This window comes from Sporomusa sphaeroides DSM 2875, from assembly GCF_001941975.2.
Taxonomy (GTDB): Bacteria; Bacillota; Negativicutes; order Sporomusales; family Sporomusaceae; genus Sporomusa; species Sporomusa sphaeroides.
The window spans coordinates 891,583-907,349 of sequence record NZ_CP146991.1 but is presented as its reverse complement, the minus strand read 5'-3'; the positions used below and the strand labels follow the sequence as shown (position 1 = coordinate 907,349).

Here is a 15,767-nt window from a genome sequence, read left to right as displayed (position 1 = left end):
TAAGTATGACACTGCCTGTCCAATAGAAAATTAAAGCGTGAGCATTTGCGCACAGGTAAGATCCAGTTTGGCGAGTGTTTCGTCAATTTCTTCATTCGAAAACTTTATTTCCGCCATTACTTTCTCAACTTGCTCTTTCGTAAGGGTACCCCTTCTTATTTGCGCCGAGAACTCCTTTTGAATATAATCCGGTATATTTTTTTGCTGGCAAAGGTGCACTAACGTGCAAACCAGCTGGCAGCCGGATACGAGATAGTTTTTGCTGAACCGTTTTATCGGTTCCCAATCAAGCTCTTGCCGGATTGTAGCAAGCATATGAACCGGATCATACGGAAAATGCTGATAATAGTACAGGATTTTCGTTCGCGGCAGTTCAAAGCAAGCAGCTAGCTCCGGATCATTTTTTTGCAAAGTATACTGATAGGCATCCTGCATTTTTTCATCCAGTGTTCTCTTGATCATTTGCTGATATTGAGCCAGCCCCGGATCGGCTTCCACAATGGCCGCTTCCCCAAGCTCCGTTACCTGGTCAGGGTTATAACCGGAAAAAATATAGGCCGCATCAAATTTTTCCGCATAAATGTCAACCTGGCGTTTCAGATAATTTCCGCAGTACAGGCATATCTGGCTGTAATCGTCGTGCCGGAGATGTTTTTCCGTTATAATATATCGGTAGAATTTACGCAATTGACGCATATCGGGCTGAAGAATGATATAGGGAATTCCCAGTTTGTCGCATACTTTTCGGGCATTGTCAAAGGAGTCCGGATATTCAAAGCCGTTATCAACGGACATGGCCATTAGATTCAGCTTATATTCATTTTTAAGTTTTAGAGCCAGATAAGTGCTGTCTTTACCGCCGCTCATCATAATAAAACCGTCATAGCGGTGTTTACCTTTGGCCGCGTGGATAAGCTCAAGGAATTTCTGCTCCTTTTCCTCCCAGGACATCCGGTTATAGCGGGATGGGTTTATTTTGCAGTGATTGCATACGCCGTCATCACCAATTAGTGTTCCTTTACTCCGCGCCTCCACGGCCAGACATCTTACGCAGCGTTTCGCCTTAAGGTTATTGATAAAAATCACTCCTTTACCGATAAACTTCATTTTCCCGCCAGTGCCGGCCGTTTTGCCGGCGCTGGCGGGAAAGAATCCGTCGGGGTTACTTTACCAGCGGTAACGCGATTAGCCGGGCAAGATCAGTGGCATATGGCTCTTCCTCAACACAACTAAAATGGTTGCCGCCGATATCGGTGACTGTTAAGTCTCCCAGGCAGATTTCGCGCCAGAACTCCAGTGTCATTTCATGGGCACCCGGCATAAACCCGGATGACCCGGTGGCCCGCAAATAGCGGATATCGCCCATGTAGGGCCGGGGTTTAAAATAGCTGCCAAGAAAACTTTGCCGATAGGCCGCAAATAAGCCTTCTGCCATGTCAACCGGCATTTGTTCGCCGGTAAACCGGGCCATGGCGTTGACATAGGCGGTAAAACGCTCCCGCTTACTAAAGCTTGCCATTTTTCGGAATATGTCGCCCACTTTCGTCAACCCATTATCACCCGCAATGGCGCACGCCGCCCCGGCCGGAACATAGTTGCCGGTGCGCTCGATAATGCTTTTAAAACCAAGAATAAACTCATCCTGAGTAGCTTCACCGAAACCGGCCTGCGCCAGGCTGATGTGCAGATTAGGAACAAACAAAGCCTCAATAACCAAATCGTCCTGAACATCGAACAGCACAGGATGGCTGTCAACCAAAACCATATCGGTCAGCTGTATCCCGCTTTCCAGCAAACGCCTGGCAACCTCAACGGCAAATAAACCTCCCAGACAATAACCGACAAGCTGCATTTTTTTATGCCCAGTTTTCAGTAATTCTCCGGCATAATCATCTGCCACCGTTTCGACAAGCCGGTCTGGCGCAAGCGCACAATATTTTTGAGCATCTTTAACCGTAATGCCGAGGACCGGCCCGATGGTCTGGCGATCGAAATGGCCTAAAAGCAAACGGAAGCAATTCATTGTGCCTAAAGCAGCATGAAAAACGACTCTTAAGGGACCGGTGTCACCGCCGCCGTAGGATGTAAGCACGGCATTGCCCGCCACCTGATCCGGCAATTCGGGAGAAGCCAAAATGGCATGCTCTGCTTTTTCCCCGGTTTGAGACTGAATGAATTCCGCCAGTTCGGCTACGGTTGGGTAATTAAGCATTTGGCGCAGCAACGCATCAAAGGGTATGTCACTTTCGGGGCTCTCACCGGCAAGGATTTCACGTATTTTCCCGGCAACTTGCGCCATAATAAGAGAATCGGCGCCTTGTTCGTAAAAGTTTTGTTTCCGGCCGATAGCGGGAATCCCCAATGCCTCGGACCAAAGCCGGGACAATTTTAGTTCCAGGTCATCCGCAGCTGTTTCACCGGCCTGTGCAGCAATTACTTCTGTTATCGGCTTAGGCCGCCATTTTGCCAGCACCCGCCTGTCCACTTTACCGTTGCCGGTCAGCGGCAAAGCGTCAACAACCTGTAAATGGGTAGGAAGCATATGCGCCGGTAACTGCCGGGCGATATAATCGACTAATTCCGCCGCCTGTAATGGCACCCGGTCCTGTTTCATGCGTTTGGCAAACAAATGCAGGCCCAACGCTGAAAGTTTATGCTCTGCCGCCGGCAAGGACAAAATTGGCTCATCCCCGGATTCTTTCAATACCTGCAGCCATTCGTTTTTATTCAGATAAGAGTGTTCTAACCGCAGCCGGTCAGCAGGCTGGGTCATCATAAATGCCTGTGAAGCCAATATCCAGGCGTGTTCTTCTGTCGGTTCGGTAAATACAAGCCAGCCGCCCGGACAAATGAGGTCTTTCAGACTGCCCATGGTAAACGGAATATCACGGGCATTTTCCAACACCCCGGCTGCCAGCACAATATCAAAACTGTTCGGTGCCAGCCCCTGTTCCCGGTAATCTTTGTCAACATCAAAGACACCAAACCGTACTCCCGCAATTCTTTCGAAGCGTGCTTTTGCTCTGGGAATAAACGAGGCGGTAACATCGGTAAATAGATATTCCACATTCATCCCTTCCATACGGCTCAGCACTTTGGCCGAAGTTGCTCCCGTACCGGCCCCGACTTCCAGGATACGCAGCGTTTTTCCCGGCTGGCTTGCGGCAATGCGTTCCAAAAGCGTGCAGATGCAATGATTCAGGTAGTTGACCATGATGTTTCCGGAATACAGCGCTTCCACATAGTCCAGCCTGCCCTGAGGATAAAGCAGGGCAACCGGATCCTGCCGCCCGCTCAACAGTTCCAAAAGATTTTCCGCATTACTGCGCAAATAGGCTGCAAAGCCCGGTGAGCCAAGCTCCTTAACCCAGGCTGTTTCCGCTTCTTCCCAATACTGGTTTACGCTTTCGGCGGCCGGCCTCTGGGGGCAGCTAAAATGTCCGGCTGCCGGCTCCAGCAGATAACCCCTTTCCGTCAGTTTGGCCAGCCAGCGCCGTACCAGCCAATGGTATTTAGGCTGGATGCCTTCATTTTTCAAAATATCCTCAACCGAATACTTTTCCGGCCCGGCAAATAATCCTAAACGAATCAGGGCGCACAGCATAGAGTGCAGAATCGCTCTATCCAGCTTTGCATAGGCCGCTTCGACAACATCCTTGGTTAGTTCAGCCGTCAAAAAACCGGCCTGTTCACTGATTCCACTTATCAAACCGGCGAACTGTTCCTGATCTTTTGCAATCTCCCGTCCTGACCGGAAGGCAGTCTCAACCACCCCTAATAACGCCCTGTCCTGATTTGAGCCGTCAACAACAACACCGGCCGCAGCAACCGCAGGGTGCTTTTGCAGCACGGCCTCTATTTCCCCGAGTTCAATCCGGTGCCCTTTGATTTTTACCTGCGTATCCTCGCGGCCGAGAAATTCTATTTCACCACCGGGAGTATAGCGGCCCGTATCACCGGTGCGGTAAAGCCACTGTCCATCGACAGGATGGGGGAAGAATTTTTCCCGGGTTGCTTTTTCATCCCCATAATACCCTTCGGCCAGACCTGCACCGGTGATATAAAGTTCCCCGGTCACCCATACGGGACAATCCCGCAGCGTTGTGTCCAAAACACGGAATCCTTGATTGGCCAGCGGGCGTCCATACGGTATGCTGTTCCAGTTTGGCTGCAATCCCTGGTAAGGATGATAAATTGACCAGATAGCCGCTTCGGTGGCGCCGCCAAGGCTGACCACCTGTACAGACGGTACGCGTTTGATAAGCATATCCGGCAGATTCAACGGAATCCAGTCGCCGGAAAGCATAGCCAGGCGAAACTTTTCCAGATTGATTTGCGGGGCAGAATGCAGATAGGAGACCAGCATCTGCATCAGGGCCGGTACAGAGTTCCAGATAGTCACTTCATGTTCAGCCATCAGTTCCGCCCAGTGAGATGGGTCGGTCTGACGGTCGGCGGACGGGTAAACCAGGGTTCCTCCTGCCGCCAGAATGCCGAAAATATCATAAACCGATAAATCAAATCCCAGTTGGGCAAGGCCGATAATCCGGTCGTCCCGGCTGACGGCAAAACGTTTGTTAATATCTTTTATGGTATTGACCGCTGCACGGTGTGTAATTACAACCCCTTTGGGCTGTCCGGTCGAGCCCGAAGTATGAATGATGTACGCCGGTGTATCGGGATCACCCTCTGCTGTTAAGATATTTTCCGGGTGCGGCATTAACTTGTCCACTTTAATTACCGCAATGTGTTCCGGCAGATTCAGCCGCGTTCCCGAGCAGGTCAACACATAACGGACTGCGGTTTTCTCCAGTATCGCCATCCGGCGCAAATCCGGCTGAATTGTGTCGATCGGAACATATACCGCTCCAGCCGCCAAGGCTCCCAGCACCGCTGCCACCTGCTGCACAGACTTATCCATAATGATTGCGACTTTATCCTGATTTCTGCAGCCTAATTCTTTTAGTCTTGCGGCCACTGCCGAAGCGCGTAGCAAAAGTTCTTCGTATGTCACCCGGTTCTCACCGTCAATAACAGCAGGTCGGTCCGGCGCAGCAGCGGCCTGTTCCAGAATTTCACTATGCAGCAAACCAGCTGCCAGCGGAGTTTGGGTGGCGTTACTGTCTTCCCGCTCACATAGCTGCCATGCCGGCAAAAACACGTTCTCAGCCGCATCCCAGGCCTGCTCGGTTCCTGCCAGGGAAAACAACAGGGATTCAAAGGCGGCGAACATATCGTCAACCATGCCGTCGGGGAAAACACCTTCTCTGATATCCCAGTTAACCCTAAGGCCGAATGGCCCGTCCATCGCCTGGCAATCGATAAAGACCTGCGGCGTTTGACTGATTCCCTGCCCTTCAACCTTACCCTGCGGCTGATTCATTGCTGCCGCCTCCAGCAGGCCGATAGCACTGGTAAAAACCAGCGGCATTAGAGCAGCTTCCCGTCCCCGCTTACGCGCTATTTCCCGTAACACTTCCACGCCGGAGAATAAGCGGTGATCAAGGTCGGCAAACAATTGCTTATTCATTTGCCGGGCCCGCTCGCAGAAAGATTGGCCGGCGTACCAGTCCACAGCCAGCAAACTAACCGCGGTAAAATCGCCAACAATGTCATTAACCTGCGGATGCAAAGGCATGCGATTCAAAACGGTAAGGTTGAGGCAAAACTTTTTGTTGCGGCTCCAGCGCTCAATAACGGCGGCATAGGCCGCCATTACCGCCGCCGTGGGCGTCACGCCCCGTTTTTGGGCCTGCTGCTTGAATCCATTCCACAAGGAAGTATCCATCTGCAGGTAACGGCGCCGGAAATGCGCCTTACCGGTGCTATTGGGTCTGGCTAGCGGCAGATCCGGAGCCGGCGGCAGCTCATCAAGCCTTTGTAACCAGTAATCTTTAGCCCTGCTGTACGCCATAGTTTCTTTCACGCCGCGTTCGGCCAGCAGATAGTCACGAAAACTGAGCGTAAGCTCCGGCAGTCTGCACGCGGGATCAGCGTAAAGGGCTTCAAATTCCGAGATAAGCAGCCAAATACTAGTCCAATCGGCGATAAGCAATTCAATAGAAAAATGTAAGACAGCCCCCACTGGCGTCTTAGTCACGCCAATACCGAATAAAGGCCATCCGGCGGTATCATAAATCCGCTGTCCCATTTCTTCACGGATCTCGGCAAGTTTGTCCGCTACCTTGACGTTGTCCCAGGCACTGACGTCGGTATAGGCGACGGTAAGTCCGGGTACTTGTTCCCGCACCTGCTGATAACCACTCGGATCAATTGCCGCCCGCAGCATGTCGTGGCGTAATATGAGCTGATTCCAAACCTTCTGGACCCGGACAGGATCAAGCTCGGGATAATTCAGTTCAAGATAAATATGGCAAGCCACGCCGCCATAGCCAAATGCCTCATGGCGCCCCAGCAGATAGGCAGACTGGACATCGGACAACGGAAAAGGATTAAAGCGGGACGCGGGATCAGGCGTAACTTTAACAGCCACCGCATCTGTTGCCAATAGATGCAGAATATCTGCTTTATGATTTTTCAATGCTAAAAGTTCGTTGTCATCGAGTGCACCCTGCGGTGCCCGGTAGCGAAGCTTTCCATTTTCCGCCCATAGCGATACGCCGCTCTGGCGAAGGCGTATCAATAACTGATTAGCCGCAACATTGACCTTACTATTTTGCAACATGAATGTATCCCCTCATTTTTCCTCATATTGATTTTCCGGCTTCCCGGCAGCGTCAGTCATAACCGTACCGTGTAACAGATTTGGATCAAGGCTCTGTTTTAAACCCGCAAGTCCCAGTTCCAGCAGTTTTGTTTCGGTCGCTGGCTGGGCAATAAGCCATTTGTCCCCTTGGGTAAGAAGCCGAAACTGCTGCACATCATTGTGGGCAACGCCCATTTTGATCCAGGTAATACCGCGCGCGCCGTTAGGATGTTCAACCTTTTCCGGACGCTGGCAACTGTCATAGCCGGAAACGACAAAGGGCAGGCCGGAAGGTTCCGGCGAAAAAAAACTATACCGGACTTTTACTCCGTCAGGCCGGACCCGCCAGCCGTTGATGATCCGGGAAGTCGATAAACCCGCTTTGTTTAAGGATAGTTTTAACGCCTTAAAGCTGCGGCTGTCTCTGATTACCTCTTTAGCTGCCTCTTCAGCCGCATTTGCCGGTACAAGCGCCAAATCACAAAGGCCCTCGGCAGAACCAAACCAACGATACCAGCGCTTTCCTGCTTCCCGGCCAAAGATAAGGCCAAAAGGGGAACCCAGAAGCCACCATGATTCCGGTATCTGGAAGAACTCAATAAATGGACCTTCCTCAAACCAGATGAAAGCATTATGGGCGCGTTCCGGCGCACTGCCCCATTCGACGGAAAAACCAAGTTTCTTGCAGTTCTGAACTGCCTCGGAAATATTGGCTACCTTACACATAATGTGACTGCATACAAGCATCTTCTTGCTCCATTTCCTGTATTTTTTTACATATTTCACACAGCCAAACTGAGCACAGCTACCCATTCACGGCAACTTTTTCCGCCTCGGTTTGCAGGATACTCACCGGCAGCGGCTGGTGGCTACCTCCCGGACGCAGCACGGGATATCCCAGCGTTTCCGTTAGTTCCTGCCACTGACTGGAATATAAAAGCGCCTGCTGGGATTTCATCGCTGTATCAAAATTTTCCAGAATCATTTCGCGCATGGATGACAAATCACGGGCAATAGCCCCAGGCCACTGCTTTGTGAGAATTTCTTTATAGCTGGCAGACGACGACGGTCCCAGCGTTTCGGTACTGTTTTCCAGCAGATGCTCCGGATAAGCGCCTGCTAAATCGCCAAACGTACCCAGATTTTTGGTGATATGCAGCCGGGGCCGCCAGATGACGTCACCATGGGTATCAGTAAGGGACAAACTGCCGCCCGCCGTGCCGATGGTAACCTGGTGAAGCAAGTGAAGATAGTTGTCCGGATCGTTGGGGTCGACTTCATTGTGCACCCGCAAAACAGCCGGAGTTTTACCAAGTGTTCCGGTCAAAACCTGGAACGGACCTCCTTCCCGGCTCACCGTCCCTGTCCGCCAGGGGCGAATGGACGGCAAAGCTTCTGCCAAAATATGTACCATCGGATAGGAAACCTGCGAAGCAAATGCCGCATCGATATACAAGGCATTTTGCCGGTTCAGTAAAGTCCGGGTACAGGCAATAAACCGCCTGACAGCAGGTAATTGAACATAAAGGTCGCCGGTTTGAAACAAAACCCCGTTTTGCCGGGCCACTCTTAAACAAGCCGCCATATCTTTGTGATGTACAGGCTGTTCCTGGATAACGTGAATTCCCCGTGCGAGAAGTTCTTGCGACAAATCCGTGCCCTTGCCGCCCAAGACTCCCGAGCGGAGCACGACACAGGCCAGATCAATGTTATCCGGCAGCTGGCCGGCCTCGGTATATAAATTTATGCCGTAATACTTTGCACACTGCGCCGACCGCTCGCTTCCCCGTGCCAGTAAGCCGTCAATGATAAACTCTTCTGGCAGCAGATTTAAGGCTTCAAGATAAAACTGGCCGAAAGTGGAGCCGCATACGATCGCTCGCAATTGTTTGCCCGGCGTTTTTCTTCTCATAGTTCCCCCTCCGTCACCGGCAGCAATTGTTCAACCGAAGATTCGAAAACTCGCAGACAACTGATAACCTTGCTTTTATTTAACCGCTCAATTACCTTGTCCGGTACGGGGAGCTCAGCAAGCGGACGAATTCCGGCAGGTATTTCTCCCTCCAGTACGGCTATCGCTGCCGCAGCAGCAACTGAGCCGGTCAACAGGGAAGGCCTGTCTGCCTGTAAAACCAGTGTACGTGTTATGCCGGTTCCGTTTTTCCGGCCACTAAGCTCAATAATAAAGAGTGCATATTGCCGGCGTCCGGCGGCATCAAGCTCGGCAGCCGTGCAAAGACGCTTTATCGCATCGTGCCGGTTAGTCGAAAACCGGAAGCGTACTTCGTCCAAAACCGGCGGGACATGCTGCCCGTCAATGCCGATATACCATTCACCGTCACGCAGGGCTAAAGCGTTTGCGACAAATTCTGCTTCGGCATCGAAATACGGATACAAAGTCACTTCCCGTGGAAAAAAAGGCAGGCGGGTTCCCGTCCTACGGTTTAAAGCAGCTAAGCGGCAAGCGCTATCTTTCCAGCCCGCCAGCGGTTGGTTGTCTTTATCCACAACACCGGTAAGATAATCTTCAGCCGCCGCAGCCGTAAATTTGTCCAAAGCTCCGGTATAATAACGCAGGGATTCAACCTGATCGAAAGCCTGTGCCAATTGTCGCGGCAACAAGCCCGACAATCCCGGCGTGGCACCGGCGGCATACAACACGACTGTATTGTTTGGCGTTGTTTTGCGCAACACTGCCATTTCTTTGTCCATGCCGGCGTCAACATGATGGCACCCTCTGGCCAGACACATCCTGGCCACACGGGCTGCCGTCCGCCAGGAAGGTCCGCTGCAATTAACAATCAGGCTGCACCCGTCCAAAAACAAATCCATACTCTGGTCATCCTCAACATCCACTTCAAACCATTCGGCCCGCGGAAATTCACCGCTGAACCGGTTTCTTGCCATCGTAGAATTCCTACCGCCAATCCGCAGCGGCTGTCCACCCCATTCTTGCAGCATGCGGGCTGTCTGCAGCCCGACAGCCCCATAACCGCCGATGATACCGATCATAGGATCATATTTCCCCCTCTTCCATAAACACCATATCTTGCTTCATTTCGGTTAATTTGTTCTCCAAAATGGCAGCCACCTGCCATAATGACGGTGATTCAAACATCTGTCTTAAAGACAGTTCAAGGCCGAATTTTTCCTTCACTTCCGCCAAAAAACGCGTGGCCAGGAGGCTGTCCCCGCCGCTAGTAAAAAAACCCTGATTACGGCCAATCGAACTAATCTTTAGCAGCTTATGCCACATGCCGGCAATTTCCTGTTCCATCCCTGCCTGCGGCTGTTCGTCGTCATCTGCCACAGCGCCGGCACCAAACACGGCGGCAACGGCTTTGCGGTCTACTTTGCCGTTGGCGCTCAAGGGCAGCCATGGCAATACCTCCACTCTTTCCGGCAGCATATGCACCGGCAAATACTTGGCGGCAAATTCCAGGATGCGGGCCGGTTCCAGGTTCTGTCTGGCTGCCGGGCATTCTGCCTCAATGAATTCAGAAAAAGAATTTTTCAGCGAAACAACATTTGCTTTGCCAAAACCGGCTTTGCTCAGCAGATTTAGCCACTGCAGCGCAGGCAGCATTGGACTATAGGCTTGACGGCGTTCATGGTCAAAAGCTGCAAATCCTCTGTCAAGCACCGCCGCCGTTACGGCGGCAAGCGGCGTCAACTCGCAATGTTCCAAAGCAAATATTTTTCCGCCGCCCCGCACCAGCAAAGCGGCAACGGCAACGCCCTGGCAGGGATCATGGTAACGATGCAGCGAGTTTATGGCCAAAACCGCGTCAAAAGAATAGCGGAACTGTTCCGGTACAAAGTTTTCCGGCAGTATATGGCAACCAACAGAATGGCGCAGCACCGACAGACGCTGCTCAGCGGCAGCCACCATGGACGGGGCCGGATCAAACAGAGTAAGCCGGATATCTTCCGGCGCAAGCATCGCCAGCAGCCGGGCCGCCAACAAACCGCTCCGTCCGCCAAGCAGCGCAACGTCAACCGGTTTGCCAATTGATTTCGTCATTTTTTTTAGCCTGCCGGCAATTAGACGGATACCTAAATTTGTCCCATAGTCCCGGGAAGACAGATTTTCAGGCGAGAGTAACTCATCATCGAGCAAAATTTCAGCCGCGAGGTCTCCGCTCAGAATGCTGCGGTAATCATCCCGCCGCTGAAATAAACGTTGTTCAATGGCAGCTGTCAGCGAACCGTCCTCCATCACGCTGCTGCACGTAGCCGCCGGCTGTTTAATCGCTCCGGCATAAGCAAGAACTTCGCCGAATCTGTCTCCAGCCCGCAAAACGCCGTTATTTACTTTAATCACATTGCGTTGTTCAAGCCATTTGAGCCACATTTGCACTAACGGTTGATACTCCGGCACTAGTCGCAGTTCATGTCCGATTTTTAGGCTCGTAGCATCCCGCAGCTCAGCCAGACCTAAGATTTCCGCAATCAGCGCCTCGGCAATTTTTGCCTGCAATTCACGGGATATCTGGCGATAAGAATGGGCGGCGCAGCTCCGGGGTTCAGGCAAATCAGCCTGAACCGGCAATGGTGCAGAGCCAGCAACGACAACGGCACCAAGCTGTTTTGCGCCAGAACTGGCGACTATGGCCGCAACTGCTTGACCTACCCCCGGGTATTGCCGTAAAACGGCTTCTACTTCTCCCAGTTCAATGCGATATCCCCTCAGCTTTATCTGGTGGTCAGCTCTGCCAAGAAACTCAATCACTCCGTCAGACCAGTAGCGTCCCAGATCGCCGGTTCGATACCAGCGGCAGTCCCCGGCGTCAATAAAACTGGCCGCTGTCAATACAGGATTGCCGCGATAGCCTTGGGCAACTCCCGCACCGCCGATCCATAGCTCACCGGCTACCATGTCCGGGCAATCGCGGCCAAGTCTGTCCACAATGCGGAAATACTGGTTGCGTAATGGTTTTCCATAAGGGATGGAGTTCCATGACGAATCAACATAATTAATTTCAAAGTAATTGGACCAAATTGAAGCCTCCGTGGCTCCCCCGAGAGCAACCAAACGGCATTCCCGGTTTTTCGCCCTTAAGCGGTCATGCAAATCCAGCCCAACCCAGTCACCGGAAACGAGAACAAGCCGCAACGAAGCCAATACAGCATCATTATCGACTGCAGTCAGCAACATATCAAAAAGCGCCGGTACAGAATTCCACACCGTTACTTGCAGCGTACGGATCAGTTCCAGCCAGGCGGGCGCTTCCCGTGTGTTGCCTTCATCAAGTAAGACAATGCCGCCTCCGGCCGATAACAGACCGAATATATCATAAACAGACAAATCAAAATCAAGTGCCGAAACAGTAAGAACCCGGTCGGTTTCCGTTAAGGAAAATCGGGTATTGATATCTGCAATGGTATTATAGGCGGCACGGTGGGTAATCTCCACTCCTTTGGGATCACCGGTCGACCCTGAGGTGAATATCACGTAGGCTAGGGAATCACTGCTGACAGCAACCGGCAGCGGCAGCGGTAACGTCTGTTCCGCCTCTTCTATCAAAATTACTTTTATCGCTTCCGCAAGTAATAAAAGTGAATTTCCAGCCTGATCTGTTATCAGGTGGCGGATCCCCCCAAGCCGGCAGATCCGCTCCCGGCGTGACGGCGGCTGGTTAATACCGATAGGAACGTAGACGGCTCCCGCGGCCAGCACGGCAAGGACGGCAAGCACCTGATTAGGACCGCGCGACAGGGTTATGGCGACAGCGTCTCCTGTTTTTACACCTTTTTGAAGAAGAAGCGCTGCCAGCCGCAACACTTTGTCGGCCAGTTCGCCGTAAGTCAGGATGTGCTGCTCTTTGTTTTCAACCCATAGTAAAGCTGCTTTCCCGGGGTTCTCGCTGGCATGGTGAAAAAAATCCTGATATAGCAACCTTTCAGCAACTGGAACCAGCGTGGCATTTACCGCTTCCCGTACCAGCCGCTGCGGCGAGGGAAGTAAATCTGGAATGCACTGCTCCCATGAGCTTTCTGCCGCCCAGTTCAGCAGGAAAATATAAGCAGCCAGCATGGCATCATCCAGGTTCCTGGAAAGTTCTGCCGGCATATCCAGGATGATCTGGATTCCGCCCTCACGCTCAGCCACATAACACTGCAGGCGTGCATTCGGTAAAAATGACAACGTTTTTCGCTCATCGTCGCCGGCAGCCTGTAAGCCGATTCCACTCGTATTTTGCTGTGTTCCGCTATATTCCGGAAGCAATACCGGCAAGCCATTGGCAAAAACAGCAACAGCTTCGCTTTCAGCCGGCTCTTCAGCATTACTGCCACAACCAGATTCAACCGCAGTACAGTCCCGCTTCATCGAATCCGCCAGTTGAACTTCCATTCGCCGGCAGCTTTCCAGCCATGATTTATCCCGGCTAGGTCTGAAGATAAAAGGAATTGCCGGTCGGGGAGATACACTGTAATCAGGAGAACCATTGAAATGAACATAGCCAACAGGGCCATTCAGAAGTACAGTGTTTACTGCTGCTCCGGCGCTCCATCTGCTTAGCACTTCATCAAAGGCTGCCAATAATACCGTCAATGGTGAAATATTATGCGCCAGAGCGACTCTCTTAAGCTTTTCCCATTCATTTTTGCCAATTCCATCCTCCCTTCGGACAGATAAAAGGTCACTGTTTGCCGTACTATCGGACGATAACGGCATGAGCGGCGGCGGTGGAAAAAATCTGAACTGACTATCATTTCTTTCAATCTCAATTTGCGACACTACTAATCACCTCTCCTTATCAAAACGACAACAGGGAAACCCACACATCTTAATCTCCTGCCTGTTTATTTCCTGAAACTTATTAGCGGGGCTTTTTACCCTACTTTACATTGATAATGATTATCATAATCAATGTAAATGATACCTTATTTTCCCATTGTATTTCCACGCAAAAAAGGAAAAGTATATGCCAAAAAGTATTTTAGCAGAAGATTTTTTTACATTTTCAAAGCAGACAGGACATCAAATAAAAAACGCTATTTGCCTAATACAAGACAAATAGCGTTTAATTTCAATTTTTTCCCTGACGGTTTATAATCTTTTTGCGCAGGCCGACGGATTAATACCATACTTTTTCCTAAACTTTTCTGCAAAGTGACTGGCATCATTATATCCGGCTATTAAAACCGCTTCAGAAACTTTTAATTTTTTATCCTCCATGAGCAAACGTACCAATTCTAATCTTTTATCAATAATATAGGCATGAACCGGCATGCCGAATAACTCCTTAAAGCCTGTTTTCAACTTAAATTCATTAAGACACACCAATTTTGCCAGCTTGCCGATGGTTGGCGGTGAAGCAAGATTTTTATCAATCAGCCGTCTGGCTTCATGCAGTGATTTTACGTCTGATGACGAAAGTTTTGTCCGCGAATGCAAGGCTCCGGTTTCAAAAATTGTTTCATCCAGATAAACAGCAATCAGTTCCAGTATTTTTCCTTCAAGATATATTCGCTTCACATGCTCCTGATAACGGCAATTGATCATCTCATTGAGTATCAGCCTGACATTTGAGGAATTTTTTCGTTTATAGGCACTGGTGCCGCTATGAAATATACTGGTGCGGGTGGGTTCTTTACCCATATGCTGAATAAAATTTGTGATGATTTCAGAGTCCAATTGTATACTCAATCCTAAAAACTGCCCCGGGTTATAGATGCATAAATGGTTGTCCTGGCTGCAATTCATTATATAGTTTTCCCCACCTGCTACCACATATTCCTGTTGTTTCCCTTCCAACAGCCACTGTATGGAATCTCCCAGACAAAAAACAAGCCAATTCTGGGGATTATTCTGCCTGCCTCGCATTATTATTTTTTCATATAAGGTCCCATTGTATATAAACATCTCCAACGAGGGTTTTACAATAATTCTGCGACAATATCCCTTGCCAAACTTCTCCGGTATTTCCATTTCCTGCTGAAAGAAATCAGTTTTATAAATCTGGTTAAGCCCGGCACATATCAGGCACTCCTCATTTTTAGGATTAACTACCTTAAATTTTGGCATGGCATTTTTGATCATCATATCGCCCCTTGATATTAATAAATAATATTAAAAATTATACTGACACACAATCACCGCCTAATTTATTGATAATCATTTTCATTTAGCTTATTATAACGAATCCTTTTATGATTGTCAACTCCTTCCATTTTATACACTTTTCCTTTTACCAAATAAAGAAACTACTGTATGTCTGCAACCCGGACATACAGTAGTCCTTTGAATAAATGAACTATCTCATAATAGGAAATTCGATAATTTGTCGGTCAAACTGATATAAAAAAGCTGTAAATAAGATAAAAAGAACAGCAAATAATATTTCCGGAAATGAAATATATAATTTTCTCAAAGAAGTTCTCTTATTTTCTCCATCAATTCCTCTAGTCAAAGCCGCTGTTGCCAATTCATCAGATATCTTGACACTCCTGAGAAGGAGAGGAATCATAATGTATTCTGTTGTCTTAACAGGCTGCAGTATAACTCTTTTAAAAGACAAATCAATGTTGCGCATTTTCATAGTATCTCGGATATAACCTAATTCTTCTGTTACAGTAGGTAAAAATCTAAATAAGACAGCCAATGATAAAATCATTGATTTAGGAATTTTCATCTGCTCCAAAGCTACTATTAACTCATTAACTCTTACTGTAGAAAAAAGCCAATAACTGAGCATAACCATTGGAATAAACTTTAACATAGTGTAAGTAATGGCACTTAACAAAACTGTTAGAGATTCTATACTAATTAAATTAATAACATAATTAAATACCACAATAATAATATAAGCCACAATAAATTTAATACTTTTTTTAGCCATGCAAGAAAATAAAAATATAACAAAAACCATTAACAAAGAAATTAGAATAGTTAACTCCTGTGCTGTACAAAAAAGCATTGTGCTAAAAGCCAATGTAATAATAATTTTTACTCTGGGGTCTATATCTTTAAGACCATTTTTTTTATCTAGCTTAAACACATTATTCGTATTAGTTGGACTGGTCAAACTAACCGAACCTGCATTTGATGACATTT

8 protein-coding genes are annotated in these 15,767 nt (G+C 49.2%); all 8 read right to left on the bottom strand.

Going from position 1 to position 15,767, the window contains the following annotated elements; genetic code table 11:
• Nucleotides 1-30: 30 nt before the first annotated feature.
• Entirely contained in the window at nucleotides 31-1,107 is a 1,077-nt protein-coding gene (locus SPSPH_RS03950; protein WP_075753435.1) for a hypothetical protein, read from the bottom strand.
• A 55-nt stretch (nucleotides 1,108-1,162) separates the two neighbouring features.
• Nucleotides 1,163-6,685 carry a non-ribosomal peptide synthetase gene (locus SPSPH_RS03945; protein WP_075753433.1) on the bottom strand — a complete coding sequence of 1,841 codons (5,523 nt, stop codon included), beginning with the start codon at nucleotides 6,683-6,685 and terminating at the stop codon, nucleotides 1,163-1,165.
• 12 nt (nucleotides 6,686-6,697) lie between these two features.
• Nucleotides 6,698-7,453: a VOC family protein gene (locus SPSPH_RS03940; RefSeq protein ID WP_075755939.1), complete on the bottom strand. Its 756-nt coding sequence runs from the start codon at nucleotides 7,451-7,453 to the stop codon at nucleotides 6,698-6,700.
• A gap of 58 nt (nucleotides 7,454-7,511) precedes the next feature.
• Nucleotides 7,512-8,618 carry a Gfo/Idh/MocA family oxidoreductase gene (locus SPSPH_RS03935; RefSeq protein ID WP_083945385.1) on the bottom strand — a complete coding sequence of 369 codons (1,107 nt, stop codon included), beginning with the start codon at nucleotides 8,616-8,618 and terminating at the stop codon, nucleotides 7,512-7,514.
• Nucleotides 8,615-9,718 (bottom strand): saccharopine dehydrogenase NADP-binding domain-containing protein, encoded by a 1,104-nt coding sequence (locus tag SPSPH_RS03930; protein ID WP_075753431.1) that lies wholly within the window; start codon nucleotides 9,716-9,718, stop codon nucleotides 8,615-8,617. The genes SPSPH_RS03935 and SPSPH_RS03930 overlap by 4 nt, the downstream gene beginning before the upstream one ends.
• 4 nt (nucleotides 9,719-9,722) lie before the next feature.
• Nucleotides 9,723-13,448 (bottom strand): amino acid adenylation domain-containing protein, encoded by a 3,726-nt coding sequence (locus SPSPH_RS03925; protein WP_233138650.1) that lies wholly within the window; start codon nucleotides 13,446-13,448, stop codon nucleotides 9,723-9,725.
• 312 nt (nucleotides 13,449-13,760) lie between these two features.
• Nucleotides 13,761-14,756, bottom strand: coding sequence for a helix-turn-helix domain-containing protein (locus SPSPH_RS03920; protein ID WP_198930882.1), 996 nt, complete (start codon nucleotides 14,754-14,756; stop codon nucleotides 13,761-13,763).
• A gap of 211 nt (nucleotides 14,757-14,967) precedes the next feature.
• Nucleotides 14,968-15,765 (bottom strand): energy-coupling factor transporter transmembrane component T, encoded by a 798-nt coding sequence (locus tag SPSPH_RS03915; RefSeq protein WP_146196579.1) that lies wholly within the window; start codon nucleotides 15,763-15,765, stop codon nucleotides 14,968-14,970.
• Between the last annotated feature and the right edge of the window lie 2 nt (nucleotides 15,766-15,767).

What these genes read in the sequence shown, in the direction of transcription:
- SPSPH_RS03950 (WP_075753435.1), bottom strand. Translation starts at nt 1,107, where the DNA reads ATGAAGTTTATCGGTAAAGGAGTGATTTTTATCAATAACCTTAAGGCG.
- SPSPH_RS03945 (WP_075753433.1), bottom strand. Translation starts at nt 6,685, where the DNA reads ATGTTGCAAAATAGTAAGGTCAATGTTGCGGCTAATCAGTTATTGATA.
- SPSPH_RS03940 (WP_075755939.1), bottom strand. Translation starts at nt 7,453, where the DNA reads ATGCTTGTATGCAGTCACATTATGTGTAAGGTAGCCAATATTTCCGAG.
- SPSPH_RS03935 (WP_083945385.1), bottom strand. Translation starts at nt 8,618, where the DNA reads ATGAGAAGAAAAACGCCGGGCAAACAATTGCGAGCGATCGTATGCGGC.
- SPSPH_RS03930 (WP_075753431.1), bottom strand. Translation starts at nt 9,718, where the DNA reads ATGATCGGTATCATCGGCGGTTATGGGGCTGTCGGGCTGCAGACAGCC.
- SPSPH_RS03920 (WP_198930882.1), bottom strand. Translation starts at nt 14,756, where the DNA reads ATGATGATCAAAAATGCCATGCCAAAATTTAAGGTAGTTAATCCTAAA.
- SPSPH_RS03915 (WP_146196579.1), bottom strand. Translation starts at nt 15,765, where the DNA reads ATGTCATCAAATGCAGGTTCGGTTAGTTTGACCAGTCCAACTAATACG.